Here is a 15,527-nt window from a genome sequence, read left to right as displayed (position 1 = left end):
TATTTTTCAGGGATGTAATGGAAGCCCTCCTTCATGGGGCCATTGCTTAATAAATACATTTCATTGTGAATAATAAGCTAGTACTTTATGGGTTACCGGTATTGGTACTACTGGTAATCTTTTTCCCTTTGTTCCAGGTCAATTATGCTTACCTCGACGATTTTCACCAGTTGTGGTTTAATGAAAAAGGCGCTACCTATAATATCTGGTTCATCCACGGCCGGGTTTTAGGCGGTCTTTTAATGGATAAAGCATTTACCTCCATCAATACCATTGATGCCGTAAAACTTTACCGCATCTTTTCCGTATTGGGATGGGCGCTCGCTATTTGTGTTTATGTAAGCGTGGCCATTCAATGGGCGCGGTATAAGTTAATTGATAGCCGGCTGGTGCTCGTTAGTGCTGTATATCTTGCCTGCAGCCTTTCGGTAGCCATTGCCAACGGATGGGGCGGAACCTGTTTTGAGATCTGTCTGACGTTTATGGCGGGATTGTTGAGCGGACATCTGTTATACGCGCAATTGAAAAAGCACCATCGCTTCCTGGCCATTCCCATTCCCATGCAGTTGCTGGTATTGCTCCTAGGCGTTACCTCCCTGTTTACCTACCAGATAGGCATCGGCATGTTTTTAATTCCTTTCTTTCTTCATTTTAACAGCCGGAGATTTGAACGGCCAGATCATATTCTGCTCACCGGTATAATTAGTTTCCTTACCATCATAGCCATTTATTACCTGCTGTATAAGTTCCATTTAAAAATGGAAGGTATTGAGGAACCCGAGCGGGCAAATTTAACGTTCAACATACTGAAGAAAATTTCATTTTTCGTTGGCGTACCTACTGCCCAGGCCTTCAGCTTTAATTTCCTGTTCAATTTACATAGTATCATTTCACAGCTGTTTTACATCCTGGCCATTGCAGTATGGGTACTGCATGCATTTCTCACGCAACGTAAAAAGCCTGTCATAAACAAGATCATTTATATAGCGGGCACATTTGCCTTACTTATGCTCATCTACCTGCCGGTGATGGCAACCGTTGAAAACTATTCTTCTTACCGTTCTATGCTGGCATTGAACCTCGCCGTGATGTTAATGCTTACCAACATGATCATTGAATGGATCAAAAACAGTTCCGGGAAAAACGGGTTTGCCATTGGCGCCATGATCCTGTTTGCCGGGGTTGGATTTTATAATTTCCGCTATAATTTTTTACAGCCCGTACTCAAGGAATACCAGGTGGTAAGAACCTATATTGAAAAACATTACACCCCGGGAATTGCCAAAGTGTATTTTCTGCGGCCACCTGAAAGATTATACAAAGACCATTACGGCATTCATTATTACCGGGATGAGTTTGGTGTGCCCTTAACTTTCAAGGACTGGGTTCCTGTACCCTTTGTAAAGCAGGTCATCTATGAGATCACGCATGACAAAAGCATTGCGCAAAAAACAGAAGTGGTTATGTTTAACTATGACGATGCAACCTCTTTCAACAAGCAGGTAGCATTAAAAGAAGCCAATACAATGGCCATCGATGTGCCGGCGCTGTTCGAAAGCGAAAGGCAAGTCGACTAGTTGACGGGGTGTGCGACACTTTGAAAGTGTGGCACACCCCGTGCTTAGTATATTATTTAAGAAGAATATAAACACCTAATTGACCAACCCGGTTAAAATAATCGCGGTTATCATTTTTAGTGACATCAGCCAGGCCGGCATTGTAGCGGCCATAAAAGCCAAGCATATTGGTAACGCGGATACCGGCGCCAAATGAAAGACCGGCATCTACCTTTTTATAATGTTCATCCACTTCCGTTTTATCACCATCGTCTTTAACATTCGCTGATAATAAAAAGCCTAAATGCGGGCCAAACTCCAAATAAAAATCTTTTACCGGGTAAAACTGGAACATAATGGGAACCTGGATATAACTAAGCGCAAGGGTGAACTCGTCATTGCCAACCCTGTACTGCTGACCCTGTCCAGTATAAAGTAATTCAGGTTGAATAGCCCACCGGGAATTGAACCTGCTGTTTATAAATAAACCGAAGTGGCCGCTCAATCGATTATCACCATTAAAACCGGAGATATCTGCAATATTCAATCCGCCTTTTATGCCTGGGGTAACCCTTTGTGCCCCGGCGCCGGCGGCCAGGGTACAAAGCAAACCAAGGATCAAAACATACTTTTTCATGTTTGAAGGTATTTATTGCCCTTCCCGTTTTCAAAGCGTATGCCAAGTTACTGCCTGCCCGGAGACAGACCTGTTAATCAATTCAATAAATTACAGAAAAAGAAGTGAACGGATCAGTTCATTGACAGGTTTTGTACAACGCCCATATTCACCGTATTCAGTTGTTGCTGCTGCTTCAATACATACTCATTGAACCTGGGCATTACAGAATCAGGCAATGGTACTGATGGCGGAAACGTTTGTTGCAGCGGATTCACCTGTTTCCCGTTCTTCCAGAAACGATAACATACGTGCGGACCTGTAGCCAATCCTGTACTGCCAACATAGCCAATCACCTGGCCCTGCCGAACGGTTTGTCCTGCCCGCACCGCCTGTTTGCTCATGTGCAGGTATTGGGTCATGTACGTATCGTCGTGTTTGATCTTTACATAATTACCATTGTTATGCGTGAATTCCGACTCAATGACCATTCCATCGCCGGTGGCTATGATGGGTGTTCCTTCCGGTGCGGCATAATCAGTACCCAAATGGGTCTTCCATCTTTTTTGTACCGGATGAAAACGCCTCAATGAATAGCCGGATGTGATATGGCTGAATTTAATAGGCGCTTTTAAAAAAGATTTACGCAAACTTTTTCCCTTTTCATCGTAATAGTCGCCGGCATCTGATGAATCGGGCTTATAATAAAAGGCATAGAACTTCTGGCCGTTGTGTGAGAACACGGCCGATTGAATAGCGCCTGTTTCAACGGGCTCGTCTTTTATATATCGCTGCTCGTAGAGTACTTTGAAATAATCACCGTCGTGAATGCTGTAAAAATCTACAGTATACGCATACATATCTGCCAGCTTCATAGCCAGGGCAGGATCGGTTCCTGATTTTTGAAATGTTTCATACAACGATCCGTTGATGATGCCCGAAGCTGTTTCGAGCCGGGCTGTAACCTGCCTTTTACCGGTAACTACCGATACGGAATCGCGCAGGTCGTACATAACATAGTCAATAGCGTTAGGTTGATACACGAAATAACAAACCTTATGCGAAGTATCTTTTGTAGAGAAAACAGTGTACTGGGCGCCGGCTTTCATTTTACGTACATCATATACGTATTTCGATTTCTCCTGCAGTTTGGCAATAGTCTTGGTATCTATGTTGTATAATTCGAGGATAGAAGCCAGGTATTCATTTTTCTGAATAACACTTTCGGTTACATTAAAAGAATCCAGGGCAAGTCCAAACCGGCGGGGAACTATAACAGCAGAGTCTTTTTTTGCCTGCGGTGCTTTTTCGCCGGGTAAAGAAAGGTTCAAACTGCTCAATACAATTACCGCCACAATCAATATGGCCATAAGTGAAAAAGCAATGCCCCAATCTCTGTGTGTAAACATAGCTGTTTAATGCCGGTTTTGTCAAGCTGCTTTTTAGCGCAAAAACAATGCCCGGCGCTGTTTTAACGTATGACTTTTTTATTTCATTTTACTGTCAGGCAGTTACAATCGCAAATTAAGCGCGATATATGCCTTACCGGTATTTTGGCACGTGACCGGCTACGATCGTAAAAATACGGTTTACGTCCCTGCCTGTTCTCTTACCCAACAATAGCAGGGAACGTATTCAGTTTCTTACTTATTGACCGGTTTACGGTTTTTAAAAATGAATTAACAATGGCACCATTAGATCACATTTCTGCTGAATGGCAACAGGGAAAGTTCCATCAATTTCAAATGTTGACGGGCAAAGGGAATTCCTATGATGGTGATAAAAAAAATAGCCGCAAAGAACAGGTGAACCAGCGACGTATATAATCCACCACATAACAACCACACAAGATTGCAAAAGAACGACAGGCAACCGGTTGCGCCTTCTTTGGGAACAATGCTTTTGCCAAATGGCCATAAGACCACTCCTGCCAGTTTAAAACATTGTAAACCCCAGGGCAAACCGACAATTGTTATACATAAAAAGAACCCCCCTAATACATAACCAAGGGCGGCTGCCAGCCCGCCAAAGACGAGCCAAATGATATTACCCAGTAAATTCATAAGAAGCAGTTATTATGTTGGATGAATGGAATCTATTTTTTGGTAAAATAAGAAAAAAGATCTGTCAAAATCAATGGAGGTAGTACCCCTGAGTGCATTTAACCGGGAAGCATACCCTGAATTTATCCTGCTCATTTGTGTTTACATGGTTTAAAAGGGTTGCCATTATTCGTGCGTTGCTTTATTTTCTTATGGCAGCGGTTAATGCTGTGGTATGAAAATTTTAGTATTACGAAATATAAGATGTAACAGATGCCTGTTCTGCAATGGCATATTGGAAGTTCGGGTTTCCATTACAAAGAATGGAAAGAGGTATTTTATCCCAAAGGAGTACCGCAGCGTTTATGGCTCGATTACTATTGCCAGCATTTTAATACGATCGAGTTGAATGTTACCTTTTACCGCTTTCCGCAATTATCATTTTTAGTTAACTGGTATCAAAAAACACCTGCCCATTTTTCTTTTGCCGTAAAAGCGCCCCGCCTCATCACACATTATAAAAAATTCCACGACTGTAAATTACTACTGGACGATTTTTATAACACCATTCAAAAGGGGTTGCAGGAAAAGCTGGGATGTGTTCTTTTTCAATTACCGGCGCAGTTGGCGTATTCAGAAGAGCTGTTACAAAAGATCGTACAGCAACTGAGTCCTTCATTTATAAACGTAGTTGAGTTTCGTCATGTGAGCTGGTGGCAACCGCAGGTATATGAAGCGCTGTCGCGCCATCGCATTTGCTTTTGCAGCATCAGCCATCCCACACTACCCGATGAAGTAATTAACAATACAGATGTTATCTATTATCGCTTTCATGGTGTGCCGGATTTATATTACTCTGCTTATGATGAAAGTTTCCTGCAACAGGTGATCACTGCTATACAAACTGCTAAACAGGCGAAGCAGGCATTTGTCTATTTCAATAACACGGCAGCCACTTCAGCCATATACAATGCACGATTTGTACAGCAGCTGGTATCAAAATGATGCTATACATTTTTGCAACAATTTGCCTGACGTTTTTTACGCAGCCCCCGGTAATAAATTTTTGATCAGTAAAAAAACGCACTACATATAACCATGTAGCTAAGTCACTTGATTTATGCTAAGAAATTTGCAAGAAGAATTTTCTGAATTGTCTTTTTCACATTTTTAGTCGTTAATTTGCTGCGCATTTTTATACGAAGTCTTGGTTAAGGTTCTGAAAATTTTAATCCGTACAGCTATTTTCATTTTAATGGTACCCTGTGAATAATTATTGTGAAATTAAATCCCTTTGTATGAAAAGCCTGATACAATTACCTCAACCCGTACCATCCACTCAAACTGTAGTAACCGAACCTGTTCCTCTTCACCGGCTGATTGATCAACTAATGGTAGGCCTTTTACCACTTGTTACCGGTAAAAAGAGTTTTATTATTAATGACGTCGACCAAACATTCCAAGTTCAAGCCGATGAAAATTTGCTGGCCTATGTGCTGGGCAACCTGTTAAGCGGCGCCATCAATGGTACTGAAAATGTATGTATAAGAGTTGAGGCTGTCTGTAACAAAGAAGGAGTGCATGTGCGGGTTCGTAATAATGGCACTTATTTCTACAGTACTGTATCAAACGGATTTTCGCATGTTGTACAGGCTGCCCGGCAACTAGGCGGCAATATCAGCATCTACAATCAACACAACGAGGGAACCACCCTTACTTTCTCTATGGCCACACCGGTTAAAACCTTTTGCTAAAAAAGCATTGTTGTAAATAAAATAAAAAATCCCTCACGAAGCATCGGGAGGGATTCGTATTTAAACCTAACAGGATTAATAACGATTATTGTAGCTGTTGTTGCGGCTAAATGAACGTTTTTCGTTACCACCACCACGCTCTTCACGAGGACGAGCTTCGGCAACTTTGATCTCCCTGCCTTCTACTCTTCCGCCATCCAGTTCAGCGATTGCTTTTCTGGCAGCTTCATCGTTAGGCATTTCAACAAATCCAAATCCACGGCTTTTGCCAGTGAACTTATCGGTAATTACGCGGGCAGAACTTACTTCGCCGTATTCAGCAAAAAAGCCTTCCAAATCATCATCTGTTACGTTGAAACTTAAATTAGACACGTAAATGTTCATACTTCTAACTAAAATTGGTTAAAAATTAATAATGGATCTGAGGTAAAGCAGGGAGTAAAGGAAGACTAACAACTATTAGCAGAAATGCGTAGCGAGATATATCGTTCACTTACCATATGCTATTATCACTCAAATATGAATACAAAGATACTTTATTCGCATTGAATTACAATGGTTAAACAGCCCATTCGCACGTTAATTTATTTTAACGCACGTTTAATTGAACAAAAATATCATCGGCTGAAGTAAGATTACCTGAATCCATTATCTTGTATGTACAATTTAACCCAGCTAAAACACTATCTGCTATGTTTTTTAGAAAGAAAATTACGGTTGCCGGCACCCTGGCGGCGCTGGTAGTATTAGGTATTGCAGCCAGCGCCCCCGCCGAACCCACGTACAAAAACCTGAAGGTCCTGCCCAAAAATATCAGTCATGAGGAACTGGACAGCGTAATGCACCAGTTCAATCGTTCATTAGGTGTTAAATGCAGTTTTTGCCACGCCCCGAAAAAAGACAACCCGCGCAAGCTTGATTTCGCCAGCGATGACAAAGGCGAAAAAAACGTAGCCCGCGATATGATGCGGATGACCGACCGCATCAACAGAAAATACTTCAATTACAAAAAAGGCGACCAACATGCCATTCCGCCGGTAGGCTGCATGACCTGTCATAATGGAACGCCGCATCCCGAAGCAATGGCGCCAAAGGAAGAAAAGAAAGAAGAGAAGAAAACAGCGCCGGCTGCTCAGCAGAACAGCGGCCAATAAATCAGGGCACTTTCCCCGCCCGCCTATTTGCAATTTGACTACTTTTGCAACCTTATCTATCTGATATGAGTGCACAACAATTTGATTTTGGCATGATTGGCTTAGGCGTTATGGGTAGAAATTTTCTGCTCAACATGGCCGATCACGGATTTAAAGTAATCGGGTTCGACAAAGACAACCAGAAGACCTCCGCCCTGGAATCAGCTGCTACAGCAGGTACTACGGTAAAAGGTGTTGTTTCTTTACAGGAGATGATCAACGAGCTGGCTGTTCCCCGCAAGATCATGATGCTGGTACCCGCCGGTAAACCGGTTGATGATGTTATTGAAAGCCTGTTGCCGCTGGTTCAGCAGGGTGATATCATCATTGACGGCGGAAACAGTCATTATACCGATACCTTAAGACGTGTGGCTTATCTGCAGCAAAAAGGCATTCATTTCATGGGCATCGGCGTTTCGGGTGGTGAACAGGGCGCCCGTACCGGACCCAGCATCATGCCCGGAGGCGATCCCGAAGCATACCCGCATGTTCAACCCATGCTCGAAGCAGTGGCCGCCAAAGTGGATTCAATTCCCTGCGTGGCTCACCTCGGTAAAGGCGCTGCCGGTCACTATGTTAAAATGGTGCACAATGGTATTGAATATGCCATCATGCAGCTGATCAGTGAAAGCTACGATCTGTTGCATCGCGGCATTGGTTTGACCAATGATGAACTGCACGCTATTTTCGACAACTGGAACAAGGGCGACCTGCGCTCTTTTCTCATTGAAATTACCGCCGACATCTTTTTACAACCCGACGATAAAACGCCCAACCGCCTTGTTGATATGATCCTGGATAAGGCAGGGGCAAAAGGAACCGGTAAATGGACTTCCCAGGATGCTATGGATCTGGGGGTTGCCATTCCTACCATCGATATGGCAGTGACCATGCGCAATTTGTCGGCCATCAAAGCCGAACGCGTGCAGGCATCAGCACTCTATCCTGCTGCATCAACCGGTTTAATTGGTTTACCCAAAGAACAATTTATTCAGCAGGTGCACGATGCCCTGTTATTTGCCACCATCATCAGCTATGCGCAGGGTTTAGCCTTGCTGCACAAGGCAGGAACAGAGCTTGACATGCAAATTCCCATGCCGAAAGTAGTTAGCGTTTGGCGCGGCGGCTGTATCATCAGGTCGGTATTGCTCGAACTTTTTGGAAACGCCTATAAACTGAACCCTCAGCTGTCGAATTTGTTATTAGATGCTGAGGTAGCCAAAATATTGCAGGCCAAAGCTGCAGGTATCCGTGCAGTAGCAGCGCTGGCTGTTCAGCACAGCATTCCGGCCGGGGCATTGATGAGTGCATTAAGCTATTTCGATACATACCGTAGCAAACAATTGCCCATTAACCTGCTGCAGGCGCAACGTGATTATTTTGGCGCTCATACGTACCAACGTACGGACCAGGAAGGAAGTTTCCATACCGAGTGGGCAAAGAACTAAAAGGTACAAGGCTCAGGGCCCAGGAACCTAAATCATCAAAATGACCGAAGGGTTATTTGAAAGAATGTAAAAAGCTATTTCAATTCAGATTATGACAAACCATAAATGTCCGCCTGCCTCTTTGCTATTCATCTTTGGTGGCAGTGGCGATTTAAACCAGCGAAAACTTTCTCCCGCTTTATATAACCTGTTCATCGATAACTGGATGCCTGAAAAATTCCATATCGTTGGTATCGGCAGAACAGCCTATACAGACGAGAGCTTCAGGAAACATCTGCTCGATGGCATTCAACAGTTCTCCCGCCGCAAAGGCGATCAAAACGGCAAATGGCAGGAATTTCAAAAACATATCTCCTACCTGCCGATGGACGTAGGCAATGAAGCCGATTACCAAAAAATTGCCGACATCGTAAAACAAAAAGAACAGGAGTTCGGCGAGCATCCCAATGTGATCTTCTATATGTCGGTAGCCCCGCATCTGGTGCCACAGATCGCCAGCAAACTGGGACCGTTAAATATTTGTCATGACACCAAATGCACGCGTATCGTGGTTGAAAAACCATTTGGCCATGACCTGAAAAGCGCGCACGAATTGAACGAACTGCTCACCTCCATGTTCGATGAGACCCAGATCTACCGCATCGATCACTACCTGGGTAAAGAGACCGTTCAAAACATCCTGGCGCTGCGTTTTGCCAATGCCCTGTTTGAACCGATCTGGAACAGGAATTATATCGACCACATTCAGATAACCGCCGCCGAAACCGTTGGCCTTGAAAACCGCGGTGATTATTATGAACGCTCCGGCGCCCTGCGCGATATGGTGCAGAACCATATTTTACAGCTGTTGTGCATGATCGCTATGGAAGCCCCGGTATCGTTCGACGCCAACGAAATCCGGAATAAAAAAGTAGATGTATTGAACGCCATTCGCAAATACAGTAAGGAAGAAGTGCATAAATATGCGGTAAGAGGTCAGTATTCCGACGGATGGATGCAGGGCAAAAAAGTACCAGGCTACCGCAATGAAGATAAAATAAAGCCCAATTCACCTACCGATACTTTCGCTGCGGTGAAATTCTATATTGATAACTGGCGCTGGCAGGATGTGCCTTTTTATGTACGCACCGGCAAACGGTTACATGAAAAATCAACCATCATTACCATTCAGTTCAAACAGGCGCCCAGCTTCGCTTTTCCGCCCGAAGCAGCATTGACCTGGAGGCCCAACCGGCTTACCATCAGCATTCAACCGCAAATGGATATTCGCTTACGCTTCCAGGCAAAACGGCCGGGACAAACAATGACGTTGAACCCGGTTGATATGATCTTCAATTACAAGGATACATACGGCGATGATGATCCCGAAGCCTATGAAACCCTGTTGCTCGACGTTATGGAAGGCAACGCTACCCTGTTCATGCGCAGCGACCAGGTAGAAGCTGCGTGGAAAGTAGTAATGCCCATACAGGAAGCCTGGGAAAGCAGAGTCCCGGTAGACTTCCCGAACTATTCGCCCGACAGCTGGGGACCAGAAGATGCAGAAGCGCTCATTGCGCGCGATGGCCGCAACTGGATCACCTTACCCATAGCCCACCAGGGTGTTCAGGCAGGTGTCTGAGAATAGTTACAGGTTCCAAGTTGCAGGTTACACGGAACTTTACTTCAGCGGTTCAACTGCATTGAAAGCCCCTGAAACCTGGAACCTGTAACTTGTAACGCAAAAAAACTATTTCGAACCTGGAACTAAGAAGATAACATGCTCCATATATACAAGTCTCCCGAAGAAGTAAGCAAAGCCCTTGCAGCCTGGATCACCGAAACCATTGAAACCACCCTGCAGCAGCAGGACCGGTTCACCTGGGTGGTAACCGGTGGAAATTCGCCCAAACAGCTGTATGAATTACTGGCGGCTTCTCCTTTCAGGGAACGGATCGACTGGAGCAAAATGCATATTTTCTGGGGCGACGAACGGGCCGTGCCCCTTGCGGATAACCGCAACAATGCAAAAATGACCTTCGAACATTTGCTCGAGAAAGTGCCCATTGTGCGCGAGCAGGTGCATATTATGAACACGGAATTGCCGCCTGCCGAATCTGCGAAAGCCTACGAAGCCATCCTGCATAATTATTTCCCGGAAGCTGGCGCCAGCTTCGACCTGGTATTGAATGGCATGGGCGATGACGGCCATACTTTATCGCTCTTCCCGCACACACCCGTCATCCATGAACAACAAGCCTGGGTTCAATCATTTTACCTCGATGCTCAGCAAATGTACCGCATCACTTTAACGGCGCCCATTGTAAACAGGGCCCGTAAAGTGGCCTTCCTCACTTTTGGCGCTAATAAAGCAAATGCGCTTTATGAAGTAATAAAAGGAGCTCCCAACATAGATCAATATCCGTCTCAAATTATTCAGCCTGCCAGCGGTGAATTACACTGGTTTGTTGATGAAGCCGCTGCCGGCCGGTTACAACAGGCATAACCGCATAAATATCAATTGAATATGGTTGAAATTGGAGCCGCAAATGAACAATTAATGTTCTTTTTGCGGTGTTTGGATAAATTTTTGCCTTACTGCATAGGGGGAAAAGCCAAAAGAGTGTTTTAATTTTAGTTATCGAGATGTTAACACCCATGACTGACGCACATACCAGGTGTATGGACGAACGCTTGCCGGCTATAAATTGGCAAGCCATCCATCCTATTCCCCTGCCATTCCCTGCCAGCAGCTACTGTTCCTTTTACAGCCCCATTATTTACCAACAAAAAACAATGACAGCATGACGAAACTCGTAACTATCATTGTTCCGGTACATAATGAAAGGGATAATGTGGCCATTATGGCCAAAACCGTAAAGCGGATCTTTTCAGAGCTGCCTTACCGGTACAACCTGCTTTTTGTTGATGATGGAAGCAGCGACAGCACCTTGCAGGAGATCAAGAAGCTGGCTGCGGCCGATGAAAACCTCCGGTACATTTCGTTTTCCCGCAATTTCGGTCACCAGGCCGCTATCAAGGCGGGGTTAGACAAAGCAGAAGGCGATTGTGTTATTACCATGGATGGCGATATGCAACATCCGCCGCAACTGATTCCTCAATTGCTAAAAAAATGGGAAGAAGGTTATGATGTGGTATACACCGTTCGAAAGGAAGATAAAAAACTGCCTTTTCTTAAAAGAGCCACGTCGAACCTTTTTTACCGGGTGCTCAACTGGCTCAGTGACATACATCTTGAAAAAGGGACCGCCGATTTCAGATTATTGAACCGCAACGTGGTGAATGTGCTGAAGAACCTGCAGGAATTTGAACCCTTTTTCAGGGGCCTGGTAAAATGGGCCGGGTTTAAACAACTGCCTGTCGAATACCAGCCCGACCAGCGTAAATCGGGCGCTTCAAAATATACTTCCAAAAAAATGATCCGGTTTGCCCTGCAGGGCATAACCTCATTCAGCATACGGCCATTGTATGCAGCTACCTATATCGGCTTTACATTTGCCGCTTTATCAACGCTGTATATCCCGTATGCGCTGTATAGCTATTATTTTGGTTATACTATTTCCGGTTGGACATCGGTGATAGTCACCATCGTCTTTTTCGGCGGCCTGCAACTAATGATCCTGGGCATCATTGGTATTTACCTGGGCAAGCTGTTCATGCAAAACAAACATCGACCTGTTTACATTGTAAAAGAATCTAATATCCATGAGCCGTCAGAGATACATATTGATGAGTTTTGATGTAGAGGAATTTGATATGCCTTTGGAGTATGATCAAAACCTGTCCATCGAAGAACAAATGGAAACAGGCTTTAAGGGGCTGCAGGCTACCATGCCGGTAATCAGTAGTGCAGACGTATCCTGTACGTTCTTTACAACAGCCAATTTTGCCAACTGGTATCCCGACAGCATCCGGCAAATGGTGCGCAAACATGAAGTGGCATCACATACTTTCTATCATTCCCAATACAAAACGGAAGACCTGTTACACAGCAGGCTCACGCTGGAAGAAATTACCGGTGAACCCATATATGGACTAAGAATGCCGCGGCTGAAAAAAGTGCCCATGCAGGATGTTGTTGCGGCGGGGTATAGCTACGACTCATCGGTAAACCCAACCTGGATACCCGGGCGATACAACGACCTGTCACTTCCCCGAACGGTTTATTATGATAATAACATGCTGCGCGTACCGGCCACTGTGAGTCCGCGGCTGCGCATTCCCCTGTTCTGGCTGGCTTTTAAAAATATGCCTTATAGCGTATTTAAATACCTGGCGGTTCAGTCGCTGCGCAAAGACGGTTACCTGTGCCTGTATTTTCACCCCTGGGAGTTCACCGATATCTGGGAATTTCAAATACCGGGTTATGCAAAAAGATGGTCGGGCGAAAAATTGCAGCAACGTTTATACCGCCTCATTAAAGACCTGAAAACAGAAGGCGATTTCACCACTATGTGGCAAATGGTGGCCGAAACAAGATCATTGCCATCCCGGCCCCTGAACCAGGCTGAACACGCATCTAACAGTTTTAAGAAAACGCCTTTAGCTAAATAATGGCATTGTGGCTGCTATCAACTGAAAAAAGCGGTTACCATTTCATTGGTGAGCGTTCTTTCACCTTTTGTCCATATAGCATTTGGCGGTGGAAATTCGTTGCGGCAATAGCCGCCATGATTTTTGAAATCAAACACGGCATGGCAATAGCTATCAATGATAAGCGCGCACCGTTGCCAGTCCCTCGACCAGATGATCCTGATCGTTCCCTTCCGCTGATCGTCGGGTACTTCCTCAGCATTATAAATATGCAGGGCATCGAGGATATTTAATTTTCCTGTACCCGGCTCCACTTCAACCGCATAAAAATACCCGGTATCGGTATCGTCTTCAAACACGACCCCATAATTGCTTTCATCGATCATACATTCCACGAATGTATCTTCACCCGCAGTAAAAGCCTGCTCCCTCAATAAGTATCCGTTCATGTAAGAAAATTAAGCAGCAAAAGGATTTATCATTTCGCATCTACAGAATCATATACGATCACCTTGCTCCATAAATGTGAGTAATCTTCAACAAATTTTAGATGGATAGGATCTACCTGGTAGCTTTGCTGATCGGCGGCATTATCGAACATGGTAAACCAGGAAATAGCATATGAACGGTCAATTACTTCGCGGTTGGTATCTGCGGGTTGACCAATATGAAACGTTTTAATGGTCTTTACTTTCGATAATTTCTGCAGGCCTTCAATGAGTTTGGCGCGATCTTCCTTGCTGCCGGCATTCTTCAACCAGAAATAAACGTGATGTATGAACTTGTTTTCGATCATAGCGGAATCCCCTTTTTCTGCTAAGGTAACCAATCCGCCGGCAACCATCGCTTTTCCGGTATTGCTGATAAATTCACGTCTTGTTGACATATAATTGGTTTTGGTAAAGCTAATGAAAGTTTCGGCTCCGCCGTCAGCCGTTCACCGGATCTGCGGAAAGGCTATACCGGTGATCTTACGGTATACATCTACGGCATACAGATCGGTCATGCCGGCTATGAAATCAACCACTGACTGAATATCGTTGTACAGCTTTTTGGGATCGCCTGTAATTACAAATTGCTGTGATATGAGTTGAAGCAGTTTTTGCGATTTTGCCGATCCCGGATCGATGACCGCTGCAAAGAATTCCTGCAACAAACCGCCTATTACATTATAACCGGCAATTTCTATTTCCACCACCGACCGGTGATTATAAATATGCTCAATAGAGAACGCATCAATGGTCCTGATCAGTTGCTTTTCCGTTTCAGGCAAATAATCGATCAGCGATCTTTGTAAAGTTCCCTGCAATAATGCTTCTTCATTTTGCATGAACACGGTGGTAACCCGGTTCAACAGCAGGTTGATCAGTTTGGCACGTAAGAACTGTACCCGTTGGTTATCATCATTGATATCATTGAACACCTGCTCCACGCGGTCTCTGGCATCATATCCTTCTTCATTATTGAAAAATTCAAGGAACAGCTCTTTTATGGTATCGATAGAAATAATATTCAACCGGTGGGCGTCCTCAAAATCAATGATGCGGTAACAGATATCATCAGCCGCTTCTACCAGGTATACAAAAGGATGGCGGGCAAAGATATTTTTTGAATCGTCCAGTTGGGGTATGCCCAGCTCTTTGGCAATATGCCGGTACGTCTCAATCTCCGAATCAAAGAAGCCTGATTTTTTGGTTACCAGCTGCTGTTTATTAAAGCCGTTCAGCGAATCAGCGGGATATTTTATTATGGATGCCAGCGTGGTATAAGTTAAGCGGAAGCCACCCGGCGTTTTTTCATTGAAGCTGTGGGTAAGGGTCCTGAACGCATTGGCATTTCCCTCGAAAAACAAAAAATCGCGTTGCTGGTTCTCGCTTAGTAAGTCGGAAAACTGCCGCTTTGCCGCTCCTTCAAGATTCCGGAAAAAAGTTCGAATGGCATCTTCGCCGGAATGTCCGAACGGCGGATTGCCGATGTCGTGCGCCAGGCAGCCGGCTGCAATTACGGAAGGCAGCTCGTATTTGTAAAACTCCCTGAAATCATCATTTTCATGGGGATATTTTTGAGCAATGGCATCGCCTACGGCCTTTCCCAGCGAACGGCCAACAGAAGCCACTTCCAGGCTATGCGTTAGCCGGTTATGTACAAACACGGGCCCCGGCAAAGGAAACACCTGGGTCTTGTTTTGCAGCCGCCTGAAGGCAGAGGAAAAGATCAGCCGGTCATAATCGCGCAGGAAAGAGGTACGGATGGCATCGCTATAAGCCTTTTTATGTTCAGAACCGCTTCTTTTGGTACTGTAGAGTTGTTGCCATTTCATGGCGACAAAAATAACCGAAAAACAGCGAGCAATTTGATTACCGGGAGTCTTTTGCAAAGGACTGG

Annotated in this window: 16 protein-coding genes; 9 read left to right on the top strand and 7 right to left on the bottom strand. The window is 44.7% G+C overall.

The window, feature by feature from the left end; genetic code table 11:
• Positions 1 to 65 precede the first annotated feature (65 nt).
• Positions 66 to 1,577 carry a hypothetical protein gene (locus JUB15_RS05840; protein WP_207511392.1) on the top strand — a complete coding sequence of 504 codons (1,512 nt, stop codon included), beginning with the start codon at positions 66 to 68 and terminating at the stop codon, positions 1,575 to 1,577.
• 52 nt (positions 1,578 to 1,629) lie between these two features.
• Here JUB15_RS05840 and JUB15_RS05835 read toward each other — a convergent pair whose 3' ends face one another.
• The 3 genes from JUB15_RS05835 to JUB15_RS05825 form a co-directional block, all read right to left on the bottom strand.
• The gene (locus JUB15_RS05835; protein WP_207511391.1) at positions 1,630 to 2,193 is read right to left on the bottom strand and encodes a porin family protein; all 564 of its coding nucleotides are present in this window, start codon (positions 2,191 to 2,193) and stop codon (positions 1,630 to 1,632) included.
• A 113-nt stretch (positions 2,194 to 2,306) separates the two neighbouring features.
• The gene (locus JUB15_RS05830; RefSeq protein ID WP_207511390.1) at positions 2,307 to 3,581 is read right to left on the bottom strand and encodes a M23 family metallopeptidase; all 1,275 of its coding nucleotides are present in this window, start codon (positions 3,579 to 3,581) and stop codon (positions 2,307 to 2,309) included.
• A 285-nt stretch (positions 3,582 to 3,866) separates the two neighbouring features.
• Positions 3,867 to 4,235 (bottom strand): YccF domain-containing protein, encoded by a 369-nt coding sequence (locus JUB15_RS05825; protein ID WP_207511389.1) that lies wholly within the window; start codon positions 4,233 to 4,235, stop codon positions 3,867 to 3,869.
• Positions 4,236 to 4,487: 252 nt separating this feature from the next.
• On the opposite strand from JUB15_RS05825, the gene JUB15_RS05820 reads away from it, so the two are divergent.
• Together JUB15_RS05820 and JUB15_RS05815 are read left to right on the top strand one after the other, a co-directional pair.
• Positions 4,488 to 5,219, top strand: coding sequence for a DUF72 domain-containing protein (locus tag JUB15_RS05820; RefSeq protein ID WP_207511388.1), 732 nt, complete (start codon positions 4,488 to 4,490; stop codon positions 5,217 to 5,219).
• 293 nt (positions 5,220 to 5,512) lie between these two features.
• On the top strand, positions 5,513 to 5,968 hold the full coding sequence (locus tag JUB15_RS05815; protein WP_207511387.1) for a sensor histidine kinase: 456 nt from the start codon (positions 5,513 to 5,515) through the stop codon (positions 5,966 to 5,968).
• Positions 5,969 to 6,043: 75 nt separating this feature from the next.
• Here JUB15_RS05815 and rbp read toward each other — a convergent pair whose 3' ends face one another.
• Positions 6,044 to 6,352 (bottom strand): RNA-binding regulator, encoded by a 309-nt coding sequence (rbp, locus tag JUB15_RS05810; protein WP_207511386.1) that lies wholly within the window; start codon positions 6,350 to 6,352, stop codon positions 6,044 to 6,046.
• A gap of 308 nt (positions 6,353 to 6,660) precedes the next feature.
• On the opposite strand from rbp, the gene JUB15_RS05805 reads away from it, so the two are divergent.
• The 6 genes from JUB15_RS05805 to JUB15_RS05780 all read left to right on the top strand — a co-directional run bounded on the left by JUB15_RS05805 (position 6,661) and on the right by JUB15_RS05780 (position 13,163).
• The gene (locus JUB15_RS05805) at positions 6,661 to 7,122 is read left to right on the top strand and encodes a c-type cytochrome (RefSeq protein ID WP_207511385.1); all 462 of its coding nucleotides are present in this window, start codon (positions 6,661 to 6,663) and stop codon (positions 7,120 to 7,122) included.
• Positions 7,123 to 7,187: 65 nt separating this feature from the next.
• On the top strand, positions 7,188 to 8,609 hold the full coding sequence (gnd, locus tag JUB15_RS05800; protein WP_207511384.1) for an NADP-dependent phosphogluconate dehydrogenase: 1,422 nt from the start codon (positions 7,188 to 7,190) through the stop codon (positions 8,607 to 8,609).
• 91 nt (positions 8,610 to 8,700) lie between these two features.
• On the top strand, positions 8,701 to 10,230 hold the full coding sequence (gene zwf, locus JUB15_RS05795; RefSeq protein ID WP_207511383.1) for a glucose-6-phosphate dehydrogenase: 1,530 nt from the start codon (positions 8,701 to 8,703) through the stop codon (positions 10,228 to 10,230).
• Between the two features lie 138 nt (positions 10,231 to 10,368).
• Entirely contained in the window at positions 10,369 to 11,094 is a 726-nt protein-coding gene (pgl, locus tag JUB15_RS05790) for a 6-phosphogluconolactonase (protein WP_207511382.1), read from the top strand.
• 298 nt (positions 11,095 to 11,392) lie between these two features.
• Positions 11,393 to 12,349, top strand: coding sequence for a glycosyltransferase family 2 protein (locus JUB15_RS05785; protein WP_207511381.1), 957 nt, complete (start codon positions 11,393 to 11,395; stop codon positions 12,347 to 12,349).
• Positions 12,315 to 13,163 carry a polysaccharide deacetylase family protein gene (locus JUB15_RS05780; protein ID WP_207511380.1) on the top strand — a complete coding sequence of 283 codons (849 nt, stop codon included), beginning with the start codon at positions 12,315 to 12,317 and terminating at the stop codon, positions 13,161 to 13,163. The genes JUB15_RS05785 and JUB15_RS05780 overlap by 35 nt, the downstream gene beginning before the upstream one ends.
• Before the next feature lie 17 nt (positions 13,164 to 13,180).
• Here the strand turns inward: JUB15_RS05780 and JUB15_RS05775 are convergent, their stop codons facing one another.
• The 3 genes from JUB15_RS05775 to JUB15_RS05765 are packed head-to-tail and all read right to left on the bottom strand — an operon-like array spanning position 13,181 to position 15,462.
• Positions 13,181 to 13,591: a DUF2251 domain-containing protein gene (locus JUB15_RS05775; protein ID WP_207511379.1), complete on the bottom strand. Its 411-nt coding sequence runs from the start codon at positions 13,589 to 13,591 to the stop codon at positions 13,181 to 13,183.
• 29 nt (positions 13,592 to 13,620) lie between these two features.
• Positions 13,621 to 14,028 carry a Dabb family protein gene (locus JUB15_RS05770; protein WP_207511378.1) on the bottom strand — a complete coding sequence of 136 codons (408 nt, stop codon included), beginning with the start codon at positions 14,026 to 14,028 and terminating at the stop codon, positions 13,621 to 13,623.
• A 51-nt stretch (positions 14,029 to 14,079) separates the two neighbouring features.
• Complete coding sequence (locus JUB15_RS05765; RefSeq protein WP_207511377.1) at positions 14,080 to 15,462, bottom strand: deoxyguanosinetriphosphate triphosphohydrolase; 1,383 nt, start codon at positions 15,460 to 15,462, stop codon at positions 14,080 to 14,082.
• Between the last annotated feature and the right edge of the window lie 65 nt (positions 15,463 to 15,527).

The sequence above is a fragment of the Longitalea luteola genome (assembly GCF_017356035.1).
In the GTDB taxonomy this organism is placed as follows: domain Bacteria; phylum Bacteroidota; class Bacteroidia; order Chitinophagales; family Chitinophagaceae; genus Niastella; species Niastella luteola.
This window is presented reverse-complemented; position numbering and strand designations above follow the sequence as displayed.